Source organism: Peteryoungia aggregata LMG 23059 (genome assembly GCF_030814435.1).
In the GTDB taxonomy this organism is placed as follows: domain Bacteria; phylum Pseudomonadota; class Alphaproteobacteria; order Rhizobiales; family Rhizobiaceae; genus Allorhizobium; species Allorhizobium aggregatum.
In genome coordinates this window covers 49,858-69,196 of record NZ_JAUSUW010000002.1, presented here as the reverse complement: position 1 = coordinate 69,196, position 19,339 = coordinate 49,858, and the positions used below count along the sequence as shown (strand labels likewise).

Sequence of the window (19,339 nt, the reverse complement as noted above, 5' to 3'; positions counted from 1 at the left end):
GCTCAACCGTCGGGGGAGGCTTCTTCCGGCTTGAACAGGCCGAGCTTGTCGAGCGGACTCGTCACCATGCGGACAGTCTTGGTCGCCACCTTGGTGTAGAGGGCGGTGTTGTTGAGCTTTGCGTGTCCGAGAAGGACATGGATGATCCTGATGTCTGTGCCGTCCTCCAGCAGGTGGGTGGCGAAGCTATGGCGCAACGTATGCGGCCCGACCCGCTTGGCAATGTCGGCGGCCCGGGCCGCTTCCACGACAACCCGATAGAGCTGCCGTGTGCTGATCGGCTTCATCGCGTGTTGGCCTGGGAATAACCAGCCGTCGCGATGCATCACACCCTGCTGCCGCCCTACCTTCCACCACTCGCGCAGCAAGGTGAGCAGATCCTCAGAAAGCATGGCATTGCGATAGCGCCCGCCCTTGCCACGCTCGACCCGCAGGAGCATCCGCTCACTGTCGACGTCGGTGACCTTCAGCATGGAGACCTCAGCGACACGCAGGCCGGCGCCATAGGCGACTGACAATGCGGCCTGATGTTTGAGACAGGTGGTGGCATTGAGCAACCGGGCAACCTCGTCGCGGCTCAGTACCACAGGCAGGTTCCGAGGATGCGCTAGCCGGACAAGTCTGCGCGCCAGGTCCGGACGGTCAAGCGTCTGGGTGAAGAGGAAGCGTAACGCCGACACGATACTGTTCATTGTCGGAACGGGCACGCCATCGTTCTGCTGCTCGATCTGGAACCGTCGCAGATCGTCGGCGGTCGCCGTGTCTGGGGACCGCCCGAGAAAGGACGCCAGGCGTCCAATATCGCGAAGATAGTTTCGCTGCGTTTCGCGTGAGAAACGCCGCATGTTCATATCGTCGATCAACCGCTGGCGCAGTGGGCTGATAGGTGTGTCGAGAGAGGGGTATGGCATGATCAGGCTCCTTTGTTGAAGAAGCTCGTCATGCTCTGCCCTTGCCGGACGACGTTCAATCCAGGCGCTGTCTCCAGCCTGCGCCCGCTACCTCAACCGAGAACGCCCTCCCGCGCAACGGGTTCGTTCTGCCGGCCCCAAAGAGGTCGTCTCTCTTGGGCCCCCTACCAAGCTAGCGCGACACGTTTAAGCACGACGGATGACCTGAAAAAAAGATGTCGAAAGTGCTCAAGTTGTTGAGAAGACGTCGCATTTTTCTGTGAGAAACAGCCGCCAAATCTACGCGGAAAACCGACCTAAAATGGCCCGCCTGGAGAACCTGGATTCTCACATGATTTCAAGGGCTTAATAAAATAGCCTTTGATTCTTCTATGTTTTCCTGTCGCGAGCGACCGTGGAGGTCATCTTTGTGCCCTGGCTTTGGGCTGACGTCAACATGGCGGGAGAGCGGCAATTATTTCCGCTCAGCAGCGCTCAAGCAGAAGGTCAAGCGATCGTTTTCGCGTGGTCGCTTTGCGCGCTCGTTCCGACCATGGAGCGAGAACACACCGTTGCCCCATAGCGCACGTTACTTGATGCAGAATTCGCCGGGCCTCGGAAAGACGAGTGCAAAGTGAATATGATGTCTCTCGCCTTATCCTCTCGGTGGCATCGGGAATTGCTTCACCATCTGGAATACTCCTCCGCCTTCCGAACAGTTCAGCTTTGTCATCCCATCCACTGATATTGAGCGAAAAATCTGGCGTGAAAATTGCTTAATGATGGGAGATGTAAGTGGGAGACCGCATTGTCCGTACACACTAGCACTCATGCAGTTGCGAGGAAGCCACGGCGCGTTTTGGACGAAGCAGTGGATCCAGGGAGATGTCTGCGCATCACGCGGCTCTCGTGGTTGTCTGTGGCGGCCTTGGCGTGAGCATGTCAAAAAATTCAACTGATCTAACGATCCTCGTCATCGACGAAAATGCAATTCGGGCCTCGATCATCGAAGAGGGTCTGAACGAAGCCGGGCATCTGAATGTAAGGGTGATCCATGAGATGCAGGGTGTCGCGCGGCTGATCGAGACGATGGATCCTGATGTCATCATCATCGACATCGAGAACCCCAATCGTGACATGATGGAGCATATGTTCCAGCTTACCCGCATGATCTCGCGGCCGATTGCGATGTTCGTTGATCGCTCGGACACCGCCGCAATCGAGGCTGCCGTCGATGCCGGCGTGTCGGCCTATGTGGTTGATGGGCTGAAGAAAGAGCGGATCAAGCCTATCCTTGACATGGCGGTCAGCCGCTTCAATGCCTTCAGCCGCCTCCAGCGCGAACTGTTTGAGGCGCGCAATGCGCTTGAGGAGCGCAAGGTCATCGAACGCGCCAAGGGCATCCTGATGAAAATGCGGGGCTTGAGCGAGGAGCAGGCTTTCGCTCTGCTTCGACAGACCGCCATGAATGAGAAGAAGAAGCTGGCCGACATCGCCCAGAGCGTCGTGACGGCTGCAGGACTGCTGCTGTGAGCGCGGCATGGATCGGAGAATGCTGGTGAGCGATATGGTTTCAACCCAATCCGGCGACACTGCCATCCATGCGCCAGCGTCTGTGCGTGGCAAGGAGCAGAGGACACTTAGGGCAGGCTACATCCCGCTGATGGATGCCTCGATCCTGATCGTCGCGGCGGAGCTTGGCTTCGCTGAAAGGGAGGGATTGCGCCTCGAACTGGTCAGGGATGTGACCTGGGCCAATGTTCGCGATCGGCTTGCCTTCCGCCAGTTCGACATTGCGCATATGCTTTCGCCGATGCCCGTCGCATCCATGCTTGGGCTTGGATCCAATCCCTCACCGACCATCGCGCCCTTTTTCCTCGGTCGTGGTGGCAATGCCATTACTCTTTCGGCACGCATCTTCGAACGGATGAAGTCTTTGACCGGGCTGGCAGACGATGCGGATGCCCTGGCCAATGCAAAGGCACTGGCGGCCTTGCTCGCCGACATGCGCGCGCGGGGCGAGCCGGTGCCAACACTGGGGATGACCTATCCCTTCTCCTCGCACAATTATGAGTTCCGTTACTGGCTGGCGGCGGGCGGCATTGATCCGGACCGGGACGTGAAGCTGGTGGTCGTGCCACCACCGCTGACTTCGGATGCGCTTGAGGCCGGTGCGATCGATGGTTTTTGCGTGGGGGCACCCTGGAACATGATTGCGTCGGAACGAGGGACGGGGCGCATCGTGGCTGCCAAGCAGGATATCTGGCCTCTGGCACCTGAAAAGGTGCTCGGCATGCGCCCCGACTGGGCCGATGCCAATGCCGACACGGTCTCCCGTCTGATCGTCGCGCTCGATCGGGCGGCGCGCTGGTGCGATGACCCCGGTCACCACAACGAGCTTGCCGAGATCCTGAGCGCGCCGGAATACATTGCAGCGCCCACGGGCATCATTCGCCGCGTATTGAATGGCGAGTTCAGTCTCGATGCGCAGGGGACAAAACGGGTCGTCCCGGATTATTTCCTCTTCCACCGCGGAGCCGCCAACCATCCGCGGCCAGATCAGGCAAGCTGGATTTATAGCCAGATGCTTCGCTGGGGTCAGGCAGACTTCAGTGATGAAGGCATGACGCATGCGCGGAGCGCTTTCCGGCCTGACCTCTACATCACAGCGTTGGGGCAGGATGCCGCCCTGCCGGATGCGGCGAGCGAAAAGGCGTCCGGTGGCTATGATGGCTTCATGGATGGCAAGCTCTTCGATCCAGATGATGTGGAGGCTTATGTCGAGCGATTTCCGGTCCGATCGGCCTCGTCGGCCGGCGGGGAGGCGACCGATGGCTAATGCGCTGCACTGCACAAACCTAAGGCATTTGCACGCAATGTCAGGCTTTCGAACGAGCAGGTCTTCACTCCGGCAGGTGACCGCTGCGCCTCCGGACCTGTAAACAGCGATTGTTTTTCACAGGCTTAACCATCGCCAGGTGAAACTGGCACGGCCCTTGCTTTGCTATCGATGTCCACGGTCAACGGCGATCGCGGGACGGATGAGCGCCTTAAAGGCGCAGATAACCATCAGACAATGACGTCGCAGGGTTCTTGCTGTCCGGCTCCTCCCGCCAGGACCTCGCAAGATAGCATGCGGCGTTTTTTCGTTTTTCCGGATCTCCGTCATCAGACAAAGAGGGGCAAACAGCTATGACCAAGACCACAGCAACGAGCATCAGCCGGCGTCAGATTCTCAAGATCGGCTCTGCGGCAGCACTGGCAAGTGCTGCCCGCCTTGCATTTCCGTCGGGCGCCTTCGCCGCAACCGCCGGGCCTGAAGTAACGGGCGTGAAGCTTGGCTTCATCGCACTCACCGATGCCGCCCCGCTGATCATCGCCAAGGAAAAGGGCTTCTTCGAAAAATACGGCATGGCCGATGTCGAAGTGCTGAAGCAGGCTTCCTGGGGCGCTACCCGCGACAACCTCGTGCTCGGTGGCGAAGCGAACGGTGTCGACGGTGCGCATATTCTGACCCCGATGCCCTATCTGATGGAAACCGGCAAGGTGACGCAGAACAACGTTCCCGTGCCGATGTCGATTATCGCCCGATTAAACCTCGACAGCCAAGGCATCTCCGTTGCCAAGGAATATGCCGAGACCGGCGTTCAGCTCGATGCCTCCAAGCTGAAGGACGCCTTTGCCGTCAAGAAAGCAGCCGGCAATGAGATCAAGGTCGCGATGACCTTCCCGGGCGGCACCCATGACCTCTGGATCCGCTACTGGCTGGCCGCCGGCGGCATCGATCCGGACAAGGATGTCTCCACCATCGTCGTGCCGCCGCCGCAGATGGTCGCCAACATGAAGGTCGGCAACATGGATGCCTTCTGTGTCGGCGAACCCTGGAACGAGCAACTCGTCAATCAGGGCATCGGCTTTACCGCCTGCACCACCGGCGAGCTGTGGAAGGGCCATCCGGAAAAGGCGCTCGGCCTGCGCACCGAATGGATCGAAAAGAATCCAAACGCCGCAAAGGCGTTGATGATGGCCGTCATGGAAGCCCAGATCTGGGCCGACAGCATGGACAACAAGGAAGAGATGTCGGCGATCCTTGGCAAGCGCCAGTGGTTCAATGTGCCTCCGAAGGATGTCGCGGGTCGCCTCAAGGGCACCATTAACTACGGCAATGGCCGTCTCGCCGAAAACACCGGGCTCGAGATGAAGTTCTGGAAGGACCACGCTTCCTATCCCTTCAAGAGCCACGATGCCTGGTTCCTCACCGAGAATATCCGCTGGGGCAAGTTCGCACCCGACACCGACATCAAGGCGTTGGTCGACAAGGTCAACCGCGAGGACATCTGGCGCGCGGCAGCCGCTGATCTCGGCATTGCTGCCGCCGATATCCCGGCATCGAGCTCGCGCGGTCCAGAAACCTTCTTCGACGGCAAAGTCTTCGATCCGGAAAACCCGAAGGCCTATCTCGACAGCCTCGAAATCAAGGCCGGAGCCTGATTTTACAGTCTCCCCCGCGGGGGAGGCTGTGGCCACGCATGGCCGGATGAGGGGAGCGACGCTCGGCGCATTTGCCTCCCCTCATCGCTGGCTACACACCAACCGCCCAAGAGGATCAAACCATGACCGCAACCGCCCGCAAGGCCCACACAGAGGCGACGGCCTCGTCTGTGAACAGGACCGGCACCGTCGTCGTGATGGCGCAACGTCCTGCTCGCGGGATCGATATGCGCAAAATGCTGGCACTTGTCTGTCGCAACATCCTGCCGCCGTTGGTGGTGCTCTTCGCGTTGCTTGCCATATGGCAGCTCGCCTGTTCCCAGCCCGGTGCCACCCTGCCGTCGCCGACCCAGGTCTGGGCTGACAGCTATGACCTCATCGCCTATCCTTTCTTTGACTTTGGCTCGCAGGATATCGGGCTTGCCTGGCGCGTTCTCGTCTCGCTCGAGCGCGTCGCAATCGGCTTTGGCCTCGCGGCCATCGTCGGAGTGTTTCTTGGCGCGGTCGTCGGTCAGTCGGTCTGGGCCATGCGCGGTCTCGACCCGATCTTCCAGATCCTGCGCACGGTGCCGCCGCTTGCCTGGCTGCCACTGTCGCTCGCGGCTTTCCAGAATTCAAACCCGTCGGCGATCTTCGTCATTTTCATCACCTCGATCTGGCCCGTGATCATCAACACCGCCGTCGGCGTGCGCAACATTCCGGACGACTATCGCAACATCGCCCGCGTGCTGCGCCTAAACCCGATGGAATTCTTCATCCGCATCATGGTGCCGGCTGCCGCCCCTTATATCTTCACCGGCCTTCGCATCGGAATCGGCCTGTCCTGGCTTGCCATCGTTGCCGCGGAAATGCTGACCGGCGGCGTTGGCATCGGCTTCTTTATCTGGGATGCGTGGAATTCCTCGCGTCTCTCCGACATCATCGTGGCGCTCGCCTATATCGGCGTGACCGGCTTTGTCCTCGACAAGCTGGTCGCATTCATCGGCAACGTCATCACCCGCGGCACCGCGAAGAACTGAGGAGAGCGACCATGAACGCCTATCTCAAGATCGACCATATCGACAAAAGCTTCGAACGCGGCGGCACGAGGACCGAGGTCCTGAAGGATGTCAGCCTCACCATCGACAAGGGTGAATTCGTCTCGATCATCGGCCATTCCGGCTGCGGCAAGTCCACGCTGCTGAACCTCATCGCCGGGCTGACGCGGGTCTCCGCCGGCGCTGTCCTCCTCGAAAATGTCGAGGTCAACGAGCCGGGTCCGGAACGCGCCGTCGTCTTCCAGAACCACTCGCTGCTGCCCTGGCTGACCGTCTACGAAAACGTCAATTTGGCCGTTTCCAAGGTCTTTGTCGGCAAGAAGACACGGGCGGAGAAGCATGAATGGGTCATGCGCAATCTCGATCTCGTGCAGATGGCGCATGCCAAGGACAAGCGTCCGGCGGAAATCTCCGGTGGCATGAAGCAGCGTGTCGGCATTGCCCGGGCGCTCGCCATGGAGCCGAAGATCCTGCTGCTTGACGAGCCCTTCGGCGCGCTCGATGCGCTTACCCGCGCCCATTTGCAGGATGCGGTGATGGAGATCCATGCCCGCCTCGGCAACACGATGATCATGATCACCCATGACGTCGACGAGGCGGTGCTGTTGTCCGACCGCATCGTGATGATGACCAATGGACCGGCCGCCAGAATCGGGGAAATCCTGGATGTCCCGATCCCGCGGGTGCGCGACCGTATCGCGCTCGCCGCTGACCGTACTTACCTCAAATCCCGCGAAGCCGTGTTGAAGTTCCTCTACGAACGCCACCGCTTCGTCGAAGCTGCGGAGTAAGATCGATGGCTGAAAAACTCGTCATCATCGGCAATGGCATGGCCCCAGGGCGCATGCTGGAAGAACTGTTCGAAAAGGCCCCCGGCCATTTCGACGTGACGATCTTCAACGCCGAACCGCGCGTCAACTACGACCGCATCATGCTGTCGCCGGTGCTGTCAGGCGAAAAGGCATATGAAGACATCGTCATCCACAATGACGACTGGTATGCCGCACATGGGGTGACCCTCTACAAGGGCGCCAGGGTCACAGAGATTGACCGCCATGCGAAGACGGTCACCTCGGCGAACGGCATCAGCGTCGCTTACGACAAGCTTGTCATTGCGACAGGCTCGCTGCCTTTCATCATCCCGGTGCCTGGCCATCAACTGCCCGGCGTGTTGCCGTATCGTGATCTCGACGACGTCGACGCCATGCTGAGGATCGCTGAAGGCAAGGGGAGGGCGATCGTCATCGGCGCCGGCCTTCTGGGTCTGGAAGCCGCTTATGGACTGAAGCAGCAGGGTATGGATGTCACGGTCATCCACCTGATGCCGACGATCATGGAACGCCAGCTCGACCCGGCCGCCGCCTATCTTCTCGAAAAGGCGCTCACCGAACGCGGCATCGACATCATCACCAAGGCCAATACCAAGCAGATCCTTGGCACCGAAAAGGTAGAGGGCATCGAGCTGGAAGATGGCCGCGTGATTGCAGGCGACATGGTGATCATGGCGGTCGGCATTCGCCCGGCATCGAGCCTCGCCAAGGAAGCTGGCATCGCCGTCAACCGCGGCATCGTCGTCGACGATGGCATGATGACCTCGGACCCCCATGTCTTTGCGCTTGGCGAATGCGCCGAACATCGCGGAACCTGTTACGGCCTCGTCGCACCGCTCTATGAAGCCGCCCGGGTCCTCGCCGACCGGCTAACCGGCGGCACCAGCGAATATCATGGCTCGGTCGTCAATACGAAACTTAAGGTCACCGGCATCAATCTGTTCTCCGCTGGCGACTTTGCAGAAGGGCCTGACCGTGAGGAAATCGTGCTGCGCGATGCCGCGGCTGGCATCTACAAGCGCCTTGTGCTGAAAGACAACAAGATCCTTGGCGCCGTGCTCTATGGCGAAACGGGAGATGGCTCCTGGTTCTTCGACCTGATGAAGCGTGGAACCGATATCTCTGAGATGCGCGACACCCTGATCTTCGGCCAGTCCTATCAGGGGGGCACTCCGCTGGACCCTATGGCGGCCGTTGCAGCCTTGCCGGATGATGCAGAAATCTGCGGCTGCAACGGCGTCTGCAAGGGGAAGATCACGACGACGATCTCCTCCAAGGGCCTGACCTCGCTCGATGACGTGCGCGCCCATACCAAGGCATCCGCCTCCTGCGGCTCCTGCACAGGACTTGTCGAACAGTTGATGGCCCTGACGCTGGGCGACGGCTACAATCCCGCCGCTGTCACGCCGATGTGCTCCTGCACCGAACTTGGCCATGACGATGTACGCCGTCTGATCAAGGCCAAGGGGCTGAAGACCATTCCCGCCGTCATGCAGGAACTGGAATGGAAGACCTCTTGCGGCTGCGCCAAATGCCGCCCGGCGCTCAACTACTATCTCGTCTCGGATTGGCCGGACGAATATGCCGACGATTATCAGTCGCGCTACATCAACGAGCGCGTCCACGCCAACATCCAGAAGGACGGCACCTATTCCGTCGTGCCTCGCATGTGGGGTGGTGTCACCAATGCTGCCGAGCTTCGTGCCATCGCTGATGTCGTCGACAAGTTCGAGATCCCGATGGTGAAGGTGACTGGCGGCCAGCGCATCGACTTGCTCGGTATCGAGAAGGAAGACCTGCCCGCTGTGTGGGCCGATCTCGGCAAGGCAGGCTTTGTGTCAGGTCAGGCTTACGCAAAGGGTCTCAGAACCGTGAAGACCTGTGTCGGTTCCGACTGGTGCCGCTTCGGCACGCAGGATTCGACGGGGCTTGGCATCCGCATCGAGAAATTCATGTGGGGTTCGTGGACACCGGCCAAGCTGAAGCTTGCCGTATCCGGGTGTCCGCGCAACTGCGCCGAAGCCACCTGCAAGGATATCGGCGTGATCTGCGTCGATTCAGGCTTTGAGATCCACTTCGCTGGTGCCGCCGGCCTCGATATCAAGGGCACCGATGTCCTGGGCCTCGTCAAGACCGAGGACGAGGCGCTGGAGCATATCGTGGCACTCACCCAGATGTATCGCGAGCAGGGGCGCTATCTCGAGCGCATCTACAAATGGGCAAAACGCATTGGTCATGACGAGATCCGCCGGCAGATCATCGAGGATGCCGACAAGCGCCGTTCCTACTACGACCGCTTCGTCTTAAGCCAGAAATTTGCCCAGGTCGACCCCTGGTCCGAGCGCGTCTCCGGCAAGGACAAGCATGAGTTCAAGCCTATGGCGACCATCCAATACAATCATGCTGCGGAGTGAGGCGATGAACGGAAACTGGATCGCAATCGGCACCATTGACGACATTCCGCTACGTGGCGCGCGCTGCGTGAAGACCCCCCAAGGCAAGATCGGGGTGTTCCGGACAGCCGAAAACGAAGTCTTCGCCATCGAGGATCACTGCCCCCACAAGGGCGGTCCGCTGACGCAAGGCATCGTCCATGGAAAGGCGGTGACCTGCCCATTGCACAACTGGGTCATCTCGCTCGAAACCGGCCAGGCACTCGGGGCAGATGAAGGCGAGGTCAAGACCATTCCAGTCCGCAACATCGACGGTCATCTCTCCATCATGCTCGACAGCATGCTGGTCGCGGCCGAGTAACTGGGATGATAAACACGCGGAGCCGCAGACATGGCTTGTGAAACCAAGACGACCTGCCCCTATTGCGGCGTCGGCTGCGGCGTGATCGCCGCAGTTGACGACAAGGGGAAGGTCAGCGTGCGGGGCGATCCGGACCATCCGGCCAATTACGGTCGTCTTTGCTCCAAGGGGTCGGCGCTCGCCGAAACGCTCGACCTCGAAGGTCGCGCGCTTTATCCGGAAATCCAAGGCCAACGCGCCGGCTGGGACGAGGCGCTCGATCTCGTCGCCTCGACCTTCCAGCGGACGATCGCCGATCATGGACCCGATTCCGTCGCGTTTTACGTCTCCGGGCAGTTGCTGACGGAGGACTACTACGTCGCCAACAAGCTGATGAAGGGGTTCATCGGCTCTGCCAATATCGACACCAATTCGCGCCTGTGCATGGCATCCTCGGTTGCTGGACATCGCCGTGCCTTCGGCGCCGATACTGTGCCCGCCTGTTACGAGGACCTGGAGCTCTCCGACCTTGTCGTCCTGGTCGGCTCCAACATGGCCTGGTGCCACCCGGTCCTTTACCAGCGCCTGGCGGCGGCCAGGGCTGCCCGTCCTGCCATGAAGGTGGTCGTGATCGACCCCCGACGAACCGCGACCAGCGACATTGCCGACCTACATCTCGCGGTCCATGCTGACGGTGACATCGCCCTGTTCAACGGCCTGCTTGCCCATCTGGCCGAGACAGGCGTGATCGATGAAAACTATGTCGGAAGGCACACCTCCGGTTTTGGCGAAGCGCTGCTCGCAGCCTCGCATGTAAGGATGGCGGATCTCTCCGAGGCGACCGGCGTCTCCGGCATGCTGCTGCGCCAGTTCTTCCGCCTGTTCGCGCAGACTGAAAAGGTTGTCACCTGCTACAGCCAGGGTGTGAACCAGTCGTCGGTCGGGACCGACAAGGTCAACGCCATTCTCAACTGTCACTTGGCGACAGGGCGGATCGGTCGACGCGGTATGGGGCCGCTGTCACTGACCGGCCAGCCGAATGCAATGGGCGGACGCGAGGTCGGCGGGCTCGCCAACATGCTCGCGGCCCATATGGCAATCGAGAACCCAGAGCACCGCGAGCGCGTGCAACGCTTCTGGAAGTCGCCGGTCATCGCGGGGCACGCTGGCCTGAAGGCCGTCGACATGTTCGAGGCAGTCGCCGATGGGCGGATCAAGGCGATCTGGATCATGTCGACCAATCCTGTGGTCTCCATGCCCGATGCCAATGCGGTCAAGGCAGCGCTTGAGGCCTGTCCTTTCGTGGTGGTCTCGGATATCCAAAAGGATACCGACACGGCCCGTCTCGCCCATGTCCTGCTTCCGGCCAGCGGCTGGGGCGAAAAATCGGGAACGGTCACGAACTCCGAAAGGCGGATCTCCCGGCAGAGGCCATTCCTGTCCGTTCCAGGCGAGGCCCGCGCTGACTGGTGGCAGTTGGCAGAGGTCGGCAAACGCTTAGGCTTCGATCCTGGTTTCGACTATCGCGGTCCGGCCGATATCTATGCCGAGCATGCGGCGCTCTCCGCTTTCGAGAACGACGGCGAACGGGATTTCGACATTGGTGCCCATGCCGAGATCAACGTGGAAGAGTATGACGCCCTTCTGCCGTTCCAATGGCCTTTGCGGCAAGACGGATCATCGACTGCCCGCTTCTTCGCCGACGGTGGGTTCTTCACTGCGGACCGGAAGGCGCGCTTTGTGCCTGTAACTGCACCAGCGCCTGAAGAGGCCGATGAATGCCATCCCTTCACCCTGAACACGGGCCGGATCCGCGATCACTGGCACACGATGACGCGGACGGGAAAGAGCGCCCGGCTCTCCGCACATATCGCCGAACCCTACTGCGAGATCCATCCGGCAGACGCGGATGAAGCCGGTATCGGCGAAGCCGATTTGGTGAATGTCGAGGGTGCTAACGGCAGATCGATCATCGTGCGGGCCCTGCTGACCGGACGCCAGAGGCGAGGCTCGATCTTCGTGCCGATGCATTGGACGGGCGAGACAGCACCCAGTGCCCGGGTCGATACGCTGGTCTCCTCCCGCGTCGATCCGATCTCCGGCCAACCGGCGTTGAAGATGTCCCGCGCGTCCGTAAACCGCCACGCGGCGAAGGCCCACGGCTTTCTCGTATCCGCGAGCCGTCCTGTTGATCTCCCGTTTGCCTATTGGGCGATTGCGAAAGCGGAAGGCGGCTACCGGCTGGAATTTGCAGGTGACCCGCATGCCGAGGGTTGGGAGACCTGGCTGCGGCGTAGCCTGCAGCTTGAGGATCATCATGAGTTCTCTGGTTACATCGACCAGCGAGCCGGTGACAACCGCCTGCTCGCCTTCGAGGGAGATAAGCTTCAAGCGGCGCTCTTCGTCTCGTCTGCCCCTGTCTCGGTCTCGCGCCAATGGGCGGTCGATCAACTCAAGGAAAGCCATCCGGATCGCAGTGCGCGCTCGATGGTGATTGCCGGTCGACCGGCTGCCGGCCGGCCGGACAAGGGGGCGATCCTCTGCTCCTGCTTTTCGGTTGGCATCAACCAGATCAACACTGCTGCACGAGGCGGCTGCCGGTCGGTGGAAGCAATCGGTGCTGCCTTGAGTGCTGGAACGAATTGCGGCTCGTGCCGCCCCGAAATCAGGAGAATCCTGGATGCCACGCAACCCATTGCCGCCGAGTGACAGACAGGAACGTATTTCGCCGCTCGCCAAGCTTCCAGTGTTCTGGAACCTTCAAGGCAAGCGGACGGTCATCGCCGGCGGATCAGATGGCGCCGCCTGGAAGGCCGAGCTTTTGCAGGCCTGCGGAGCCAAGGTAGAGCTCTATTGCGAAACAGATGATCTCGGCGAGACCATGGCGGCGCTGATCGAGCGGACTTCTCTGATCCACCACGCACACCCGTGGCATTGCGGCATCTTCACCGGAGCATCACTTGCGCTCGCTGACTGCGAAACCGAGGACGAGGCCCGCGCCTTCTTCTGCGCGGCGCGTGCGGCGGGCGTCCCTGTCAACGTGATCGACAAACCGGCATACTGCCAGTTCCAGTTCGGCTCGATCGTCAATCGCTCGCCGGTGATCGTGTCGATCTCGACGGATGGGGCTGCCCCCATCCTCGCCCAGGCCATCCGCCAGCGGATCGAAACCCTGCTGCCGCCGTCCTTGAAGCAATGGGCAAGCCTTGCGCATCGACTCAGAGAAGCAGTCAATCGCCGGCTTGCGCCCGGTGGGCCAAGGCGGCTCTTTTGGGAGCGGTTCGTTGCGCAAAGCCTGATGACGAATGAACCGCCGACGGAAGAGACTGCGGACGCATTGCTGGTGACGGCGGAGCAGATCGCGTCCGCTCCGGGCTCGGGATCGGTGACACTGGTTGGGGCAGGGCCCGGTGATGCCGAACTTCTGACGCTGAAGGCCATGCGGGCATTGCAGGCGGCCGACATCATCCTTTTCGACGACCTCGTATCGCCCGAGGTTCTGGAACTGGCGAGACGAGAGGCGAAACGCTTCCTCGTTGGCAAGAGAGGCGGTCGGGAAAGCTGCCGCCAGGACGACATCAACGACATGATGGTGCGTTTCGCAAAGGCCGGCAAACGTGTCGTCCGCCTCAAATCGGGGGACCCGATGATCTTCGGTCGCGCGGGCGAAGAAATTGCAAGACTGGAAAGCGAGGGGATTGCCGTCGACGTCGTGCCGGGCATCACCGCGGCTTCTGCCATGGCGGCGTCGCTAAAGACCTCGCTCACCCACCGCGACCACGCCCAGCAGGTTCGTCTCATCACCGGCCATTCCCGGAACGCCGAATTGCCGCGAACCCTGGACTGGCCCTCGCTCGCCAAAGCCAACCAGACATCCGTCTTCTACATGGGTGGGCGGATGGCAGGGCAGATCGAGCAACGGCTGAGCGAGAACGGCATGACGTCCGACACACCTGTGGTCGTCGTGTCCGCTGTCAGCCGCACGCAGGAACACCGCTGGGCCGGGCCCCTTGGAGGCCTGCCAGATGCCATGCGGACAATCGGCGTCGACGAACCTGTTCTGATCGGTGTCGGCGCGGTTTTCGGCCGGCGAACCGAGGCTGCGCTCCCAAACCACCATTCCCTTTCTCAGGAACAGAGTTTCGGGGCATTTGACCAACGTGAACGAACACTTCTGTGATCTACTAGCGCTGTTGTCGGTTTGGGGGGCAGAGCTGGCGTTCTAGAGGGTCCCCAGCCAGTTCTACGAGACCCGACCAAGCACGATGGATGGCCTGAAGAACAGCAGCCACGGTTGCTCAAGTTGTTGAGAAGGCGTCGCTTTTTTCTGTGAGAAATAGTCGCCGATTTGCAGCGGAAAACCGACCTAAAATGGACCGCCTGGAGAACCTGGATTCTCACATGATTTCAAAGGCTTAGCAAAATCGCCTTTGATTTTCCTCTGTTTTCCTGCCGCGAGCGACCGTGGATGCCATCTTTGTGCCCTGGCTTTGGGCCGACGTCAACATGGCGGGAGAGCGGCAATTATTTCCGATTTCCGACCTAACGATTGTGGTCAGGCGGCCTTACCAAGACGGGTGCTTTCGGGCGTTCAACGCAGACTTTGAGCCATGGCCCCTGACGCACCAAGAGCGGCAGCCCACCCGAGCCTATGGATGCAAATCAGCCTTGGTTCCTCAACTCTCCGCGGCACCTTCTGGTATCGAAGTACTGTGTGCCCTGGGCCGCAGGGTTTAGGGTCTCATTAGGAAACAGAGCTGCATACGTCGCAATCCGGCAAAGTTGTTGTGTGGCATAAGTTGAACGTTGACCTTTCCCTACACGCACGACCATGATCGCTCTTCGTGTCGTCACGTGAATGAAAAATTGATGCATCTGGCCGAGCCCTTCCAACTCTTTCTTCAGCGTTGCGTTTCGATCGACCTGGAAGTTGATCCCGCAGCCGCAAGCATCTTTGCTTTTGCTGCGGTGCACGACGATGCTCGCCCCCCGATCTTGGCAAAAAAGCGCGATCTCGTGATAGCGCTCGACCGTCTGGAAGCAGAAGCAACCGATGGCGTGCATCTGCTCGGCCACAACATACTTCGGCATGACTTGCCTCATCTGTTCGCGATGCGGCCTGGGCTGGCGAATGTTCTGCGATCACCGATAGATACTCTATGGCTCAATCCCCTCGCATTTCCGCGTAATCCCTACCATCACCTGGTCAAGCATTACCATGACGGGCGTCTGCAAGCGGGTCACGTCAACAATCCTGAACTGGATGCGCGACTGGTGTTTCAGGTGCTGCGCAATCAATTGGCGGCTCTGAGGCAGCAGAACGCCGACCAACCTGATGCCGTTACAGCCTTTCATTTCCTTGCTACGAGGATGGAGAATTCAGTTGGGTTCGACGCGGCGTTTCGGGAGGTTCGCGGAGTTCCCGCGCCCGATCCTCTTGCGGCACAAAAGGCGATTGCCCGGCTTATGGCAGGGCGCGCCTGCGAGAGGCGGCTCGAGCAGACGCTGAATCGCCTTTCCAACCCGCAGCTCGGTTGGCCGATGGCCTATGCTTTGTCCTGGATATTGGTCGCGGGCGGAGATTCCGTCATGCCGCCCTGGGTGCGGGCGCAGTTCCGCGAGGCCGCACTGATCGTGCGGCACCTGCGCGACGCTAATTGCAATGGTCCGGATTGCGCCTGGTGTAGCGAGAGGAACGACCCGGTGCGTGCGCTCTCACGCTGGTTCGGGTTCGATGCTTTCCGCGCCGAGCCAGTAGATGACATGGGACGCCCCCTGCAGGAGCGGATCGTCGATGAGACGATGCGCGGGGCAAGTGTTCTCGGCATTCTACCGACCGGCACCGGCAAATCGGTCTGCTATCAGATCCCCGCCCTCTCGAAGTTCGACAAGACCGGCGCGCTGACGGTGGTGATCTCCCCGCTAGTCGCGTTGATGGCTGATCAAGTGCAAGGCATGGCGCGGGCAGGCGTTTCAATCGGTCACCTTCAGCACGCAATTCCGGGGCTGACATCACACGCATTCTGCTGCTTCGTCCCCAGTCTGTGGGGATATGGTTGAAGTGCTGACGGAGTTGGCCGATGTGATACTGCTCGATCTGGCCGGAATGCTCGACGCCGTGCTCGATGAGAACGGACTTGAAAATTCGAACCAACGCCATGGCATCTCGCCCGGTCGCTGGCTCCCACTCGTTACCCATATTGGCGATCAGCTTCTCACATTCCTGCTCGAAGTCAGGAACGGGGACGACCCGCTGTGCCCCCGACTTCGGTGTCACACTGGCTTTGCTGGGCTCTGCCGGGCGCGGAGTAAGGTCGAGATAGGCAGGCTTTGCTTCTTCCGAGGGCGGGGCCGGGGCCAGGGGTGGAGGTAGGGCCTCCGCCTCTGCAGGAATGGAAGGCGTTTGGTCTAAAACCGGAGCGGCGACTTCGACTGCTGGGATCCGCGGTGCGGGACTGGCTGGTCTGCCGCCGCCAGTGAACTCGCTTAAGGTTTTATCGACCAGTTCGTGGCGCTCATCGATCTCGAGGAGGGCTGCTGCGCGACCCTCGAAGATCTTCGACGCTGCTCGCTGGCGATTGATCGCGGTGTCTTCAATTTCGAAGTGGTACATCAGCCTGCTGATGCCGGCTTCAAAACTTGCGCTCACGGCTGTCGTGCGCTCAGCACGATAGTTGATGCGGATGGCATCGACGTGAGAGACTGGTACGCCATTCTTCAAGAGATAGCTAAGGCCGATGCAGTCTCCCTCCAGGGAGAGTTCCACACGGGTTCCGAACTTGGCAAGCAGTTGGTAGGCCCAGCCCGCTTCAAGATCGAGCTCCATGTCAACGACATCACCCGCGCGCCCGAAGATCTTTGCGGCTTCGCTGATCTCTCCCAGTCGCTCGAGTTCCTTGTCGCGCTCATGTTCAAAGAGCTTCTGGAGCCGCTGCTTGGACATTGCTTCCTTCGAGTGCATCTTCAATTCGGCGAGCCGCGTGTTGAGTTTGCGGCCGATCATCTGTGCGTTCCTATGATCCGAACAATGAAGGGTCAGTGAAAGTCGGCTGCCGGGTTGGCAGTGAATGAAGGCTGCTGGAATGCGTGGCCGCCAGTAGAAGATGTTTCCCCGGCGGATAAGATTTTCGACCCCGTGGCGCACTGCCATGACGAAGACACCCTGTATCAGGCCCGAAGATCACCCGTGCCGATTTCGGCTTGGGTACCACCTTTGGGCATCAGTTTTGGGCATCAGGTCGCCGATGACGCCAAAACGGGATCCGGCACGACGGAAAAACGTGAGAATCAAGGCTTTTTGGGAGAATTGGCTGGGGAACCTGGATTCGAACCAAGATTAACGGAGTCAGAGTCCGTCGTTCTACCGTTGAACTATTCCCCACCAGGGTGCCGCCGCAGCGACCGGTGAGCGGGCTTATAGCCAAAACATCCGGCATTGCAAAGACCGAATTTCAAAAAAATGACAGGAGCGCAAATGCGGCCCCCGCGCAGGCGTATTCGAGAGGAAAAAAGCCGGAGCAGCGTGGCTCATATTGCCCCTTGAAGCGCTTCTGAAAAACCGTTTGGCGCCAGGGGCGGGCGCTGGTATGCTTTGTCCAACGAAACGAATGATGACACCAGCGGCATGCGTCGGACTTGGCGCGTTGCGCGGTGCAGTGGATAACTTCAGTGACAGACCCCAATCGCGGCGGACAGCCGAACAGCGAGGGGGCGTCGACAGGCAAGCGCAAGGGCGGGTCTCCTCGCCGGCGCGGCAAGGGCAAGAAGACGGGGCCGCTCAGGAACGGTCACGATGCTTCTGCCTCGGCAGGATCGGCAGCCACGCCGGTTGCCGAGCGACGTTCCGAATCAGTCTTTGCGGATGGTCCCATCCGCAAGCGCAAGCGCCGTCGGCGCGGCAAGGGCGGTGCTGCGCCATCCGAACAGCCTGGTGGCAACCGCAACGCTGCCGCGAGCCCGGTCACACACGATATCCACGCCGCAGTTGCTGCGCCGAAAGGCCCCCTCACAGCGTCGGATCGCCCGGGAATGCAGGCAGGCAACGCCGTTGGCCATCGCCAGTCGTCGCAAAACGGCCAGAACAGCTCCGAAAACCTGTCCGACCCGGCAGCGCATCGCGCCGGTCGCAAGCGCAAGCGCAATCGAAGCCGCCATGCCGTGGCGCAGAAACCGGGCCATGTTCGCCCGCTGGCCGGCTCGCAACCGCCTTCGGTGACCGCCGCCAAGGTGCGCGGACCGGAGCCGCAGAGTGCTCCGGTGACGTCGTCGCGCCTGCCGCAGCAACACGGCGGGATCCAGACTGCCGGTCGCCTGCGCTTGGCGGCGGATGGTGTCGCCGACGATCTCTATGCCGCGCTCGATCTCGGAACCAACAACTGCCGACTGCTGATCGCCCAGCCGACCCGACCCGGTCAGTTTCGTGTGGTTGATGCCTTTTCGCGCATCGTGCGTCTGGGGGAGGGCCTGGCCGCCACCGGTCGCCTGTCGCAGGATGCCATGGATCGGGCGGTGGAGGCCTTGCGCATCTGTGCATCGAAGCTCGGCGCGCGCGATATCAGGCGCATGCGGCTGATCGCGACCGAAGCCTGCCGCGCGGCCGAAAACGGGGAAGTCTTCCTGGAGCGCGTGACGGTCGAGACCGGCCTGAGCCTCGAGATCATCAACCGCGAGACCGAGGCTCGGCTTGCTGTGTCCGGCTGTTCCTCGCTGGTCGGTCGCGAGGCTCGGTCCGTGGTGCTCTTCGACATCGGCGGCGGCTCGTCGGAAATCGCCGTGATCAAGATCGGCGACAATCGCTCCAGCCGGCTTGCCAATCACATCACCCATTGGACCTCTCTGCCAGTCGGCGTGGTGACGCTGTCCGAGCGCCATGGCGGTCGCGACGTGACCCCTGATATCTTCGAGGCCATGACCCGCGAGGTCGAGGGCATGCTCGAACGCTTCGACTGCCCCGAACTGCCGGCGGGTCCGGACGGCTTCCCCGAGGATTTCCACCTGATTGGAACGTCCGGCACGGTCACGACACTTGCCGGTGTCCATCTCGACCTGCCGCGCTATGACCGCCGGAAGGTTGATGGCCTCTGGCTCTCCGATGCCGAGGTGACCGCCATGCAGGCCAAGCTTCTCTCCTGGGACTATGCCGGTCGTGCCGGCAATCCCTGCATCGGCCCGGACCGCGCCGATCTCGTTCTGGCCGGCTGTGCCATCCTCGAAGCCATTCGCCGCCGCTGGCCGGCCAGCCGCATGCGTGTCGCCGACCGTGGCCTGCGCGAGGGACTATTGACCGACATGATGGCCGATGACGGCGTGTGGCGACGTGGCCGCAGTCGCCGGCCGCAGACCGTAAAGGAGCGCTGAC

The 19,339-nt window shown here is 60.9% G+C and carries 12 protein-coding genes, 1 tRNA gene and 1 pseudogene; 12 read left to right on the top strand and 2 right to left on the bottom strand.

What is annotated here, in order from left to right; translation table 11 throughout:
- Positions 1–2: 2 nt before the first annotated feature.
- Positions 3–911 (bottom strand): tyrosine-type recombinase/integrase, encoded by a 909-nt coding sequence (locus tag J2045_RS03275; RefSeq protein ID WP_307369366.1) that lies wholly within the window; start codon positions 909–911, stop codon positions 3–5.
- Between the two features lie 918 nt (positions 912–1,829).
- On the opposite strand from J2045_RS03275, the gene J2045_RS03270 reads away from it, so the two are divergent.
- The 11 genes and pseudogenes from J2045_RS03270 (at position 1,830) to J2045_RS03220 (ending at position 17,023) form a co-directional block, all read left to right on the top strand.
- Positions 1,830–2,423 (top strand): ANTAR domain-containing response regulator, encoded by a 594-nt coding sequence (locus J2045_RS03270; RefSeq protein ID WP_307369363.1) that lies wholly within the window; start codon positions 1,830–1,832, stop codon positions 2,421–2,423.
- 34 nt (positions 2,424–2,457) lie between these two features.
- Positions 2,458–3,729 carry a CmpA/NrtA family ABC transporter substrate-binding protein gene (locus tag J2045_RS03265; protein WP_307370079.1) on the top strand — a complete coding sequence of 424 codons (1,272 nt, stop codon included), beginning with the start codon at positions 2,458–2,460 and terminating at the stop codon, positions 3,727–3,729.
- A gap of 353 nt (positions 3,730–4,082) precedes the next feature.
- Positions 4,083–5,381 (top strand): CmpA/NrtA family ABC transporter substrate-binding protein, encoded by a 1,299-nt coding sequence (locus tag J2045_RS03260; RefSeq protein ID WP_307369361.1) that lies wholly within the window; start codon positions 4,083–4,085, stop codon positions 5,379–5,381.
- A gap of 122 nt (positions 5,382–5,503) precedes the next feature.
- Positions 5,504–6,400 (top strand): nitrate ABC transporter permease, encoded by an 897-nt coding sequence (gene ntrB / locus J2045_RS03255; protein WP_307369359.1) that lies wholly within the window; start codon positions 5,504–5,506, stop codon positions 6,398–6,400.
- Between the two features lie 11 nt (positions 6,401–6,411).
- On the top strand, positions 6,412–7,209 hold the full coding sequence (locus J2045_RS03250; RefSeq protein ID WP_307369357.1) for an ABC transporter ATP-binding protein: 798 nt from the start codon (positions 6,412–6,414) through the stop codon (positions 7,207–7,209).
- 5 nt (positions 7,210–7,214) lie between these two features.
- Complete coding sequence (gene nirB / locus J2045_RS03245; RefSeq protein WP_307369355.1) at positions 7,215–9,662, top strand: nitrite reductase large subunit NirB; 2,448 nt, start codon at positions 7,215–7,217, stop codon at positions 9,660–9,662.
- 4 nt (positions 9,663–9,666) lie between these two features.
- Complete coding sequence (nirD, locus tag J2045_RS03240) at positions 9,667–10,002, top strand: nitrite reductase small subunit NirD (protein WP_307369353.1); 336 nt, start codon at positions 9,667–9,669, stop codon at positions 10,000–10,002.
- A gap of 30 nt (positions 10,003–10,032) precedes the next feature.
- Positions 10,033–12,690 (top strand): nitrate reductase, encoded by a 2,658-nt coding sequence (locus J2045_RS03235; RefSeq protein ID WP_307369351.1) that lies wholly within the window; start codon positions 10,033–10,035, stop codon positions 12,688–12,690.
- Positions 12,662–14,161 carry a siroheme synthase CysG gene (gene cysG / locus J2045_RS03230; protein WP_307369349.1) on the top strand — a complete coding sequence of 500 codons (1,500 nt, stop codon included), beginning with the start codon at positions 12,662–12,664 and terminating at the stop codon, positions 14,159–14,161. Before J2045_RS03235 ends, cysG begins: the two co-directional genes overlap by 29 nt.
- A 689-nt stretch (positions 14,162–14,850) precedes the next feature.
- Positions 14,851–15,957, top strand: a pseudogene (locus tag J2045_RS03225) (DEAD/DEAH box helicase); the annotation flags it as partial.
- Positions 15,958–16,489: 532 nt separating this feature from the next.
- Positions 16,490–17,023 carry a hypothetical protein gene (locus tag J2045_RS03220; protein ID WP_307369347.1) on the top strand — a complete coding sequence of 178 codons (534 nt, stop codon included), beginning with the start codon at positions 16,490–16,492 and terminating at the stop codon, positions 17,021–17,023.
- A gap of 265 nt (positions 17,024–17,288) precedes the next feature.
- Here the strand turns inward: J2045_RS03220 and J2045_RS03215 are convergent.
- Positions 17,289–17,362: transfer RNA gene (locus J2045_RS03215), tRNA-Gln, on the bottom strand.
- Between the two features lie 287 nt (positions 17,363–17,649).
- Between J2045_RS03215 and J2045_RS03210 the strand changes: the two genes are divergently transcribed.
- The gene (locus J2045_RS03210) at positions 17,650–19,338 is read left to right on the top strand and encodes a Ppx/GppA phosphatase family protein (protein ID WP_307369345.1); all 1,689 of its coding nucleotides are present in this window, start codon (positions 17,650–17,652) and stop codon (positions 19,336–19,338) included.
- Position 19,339 lies beyond the last annotated feature (1 nt).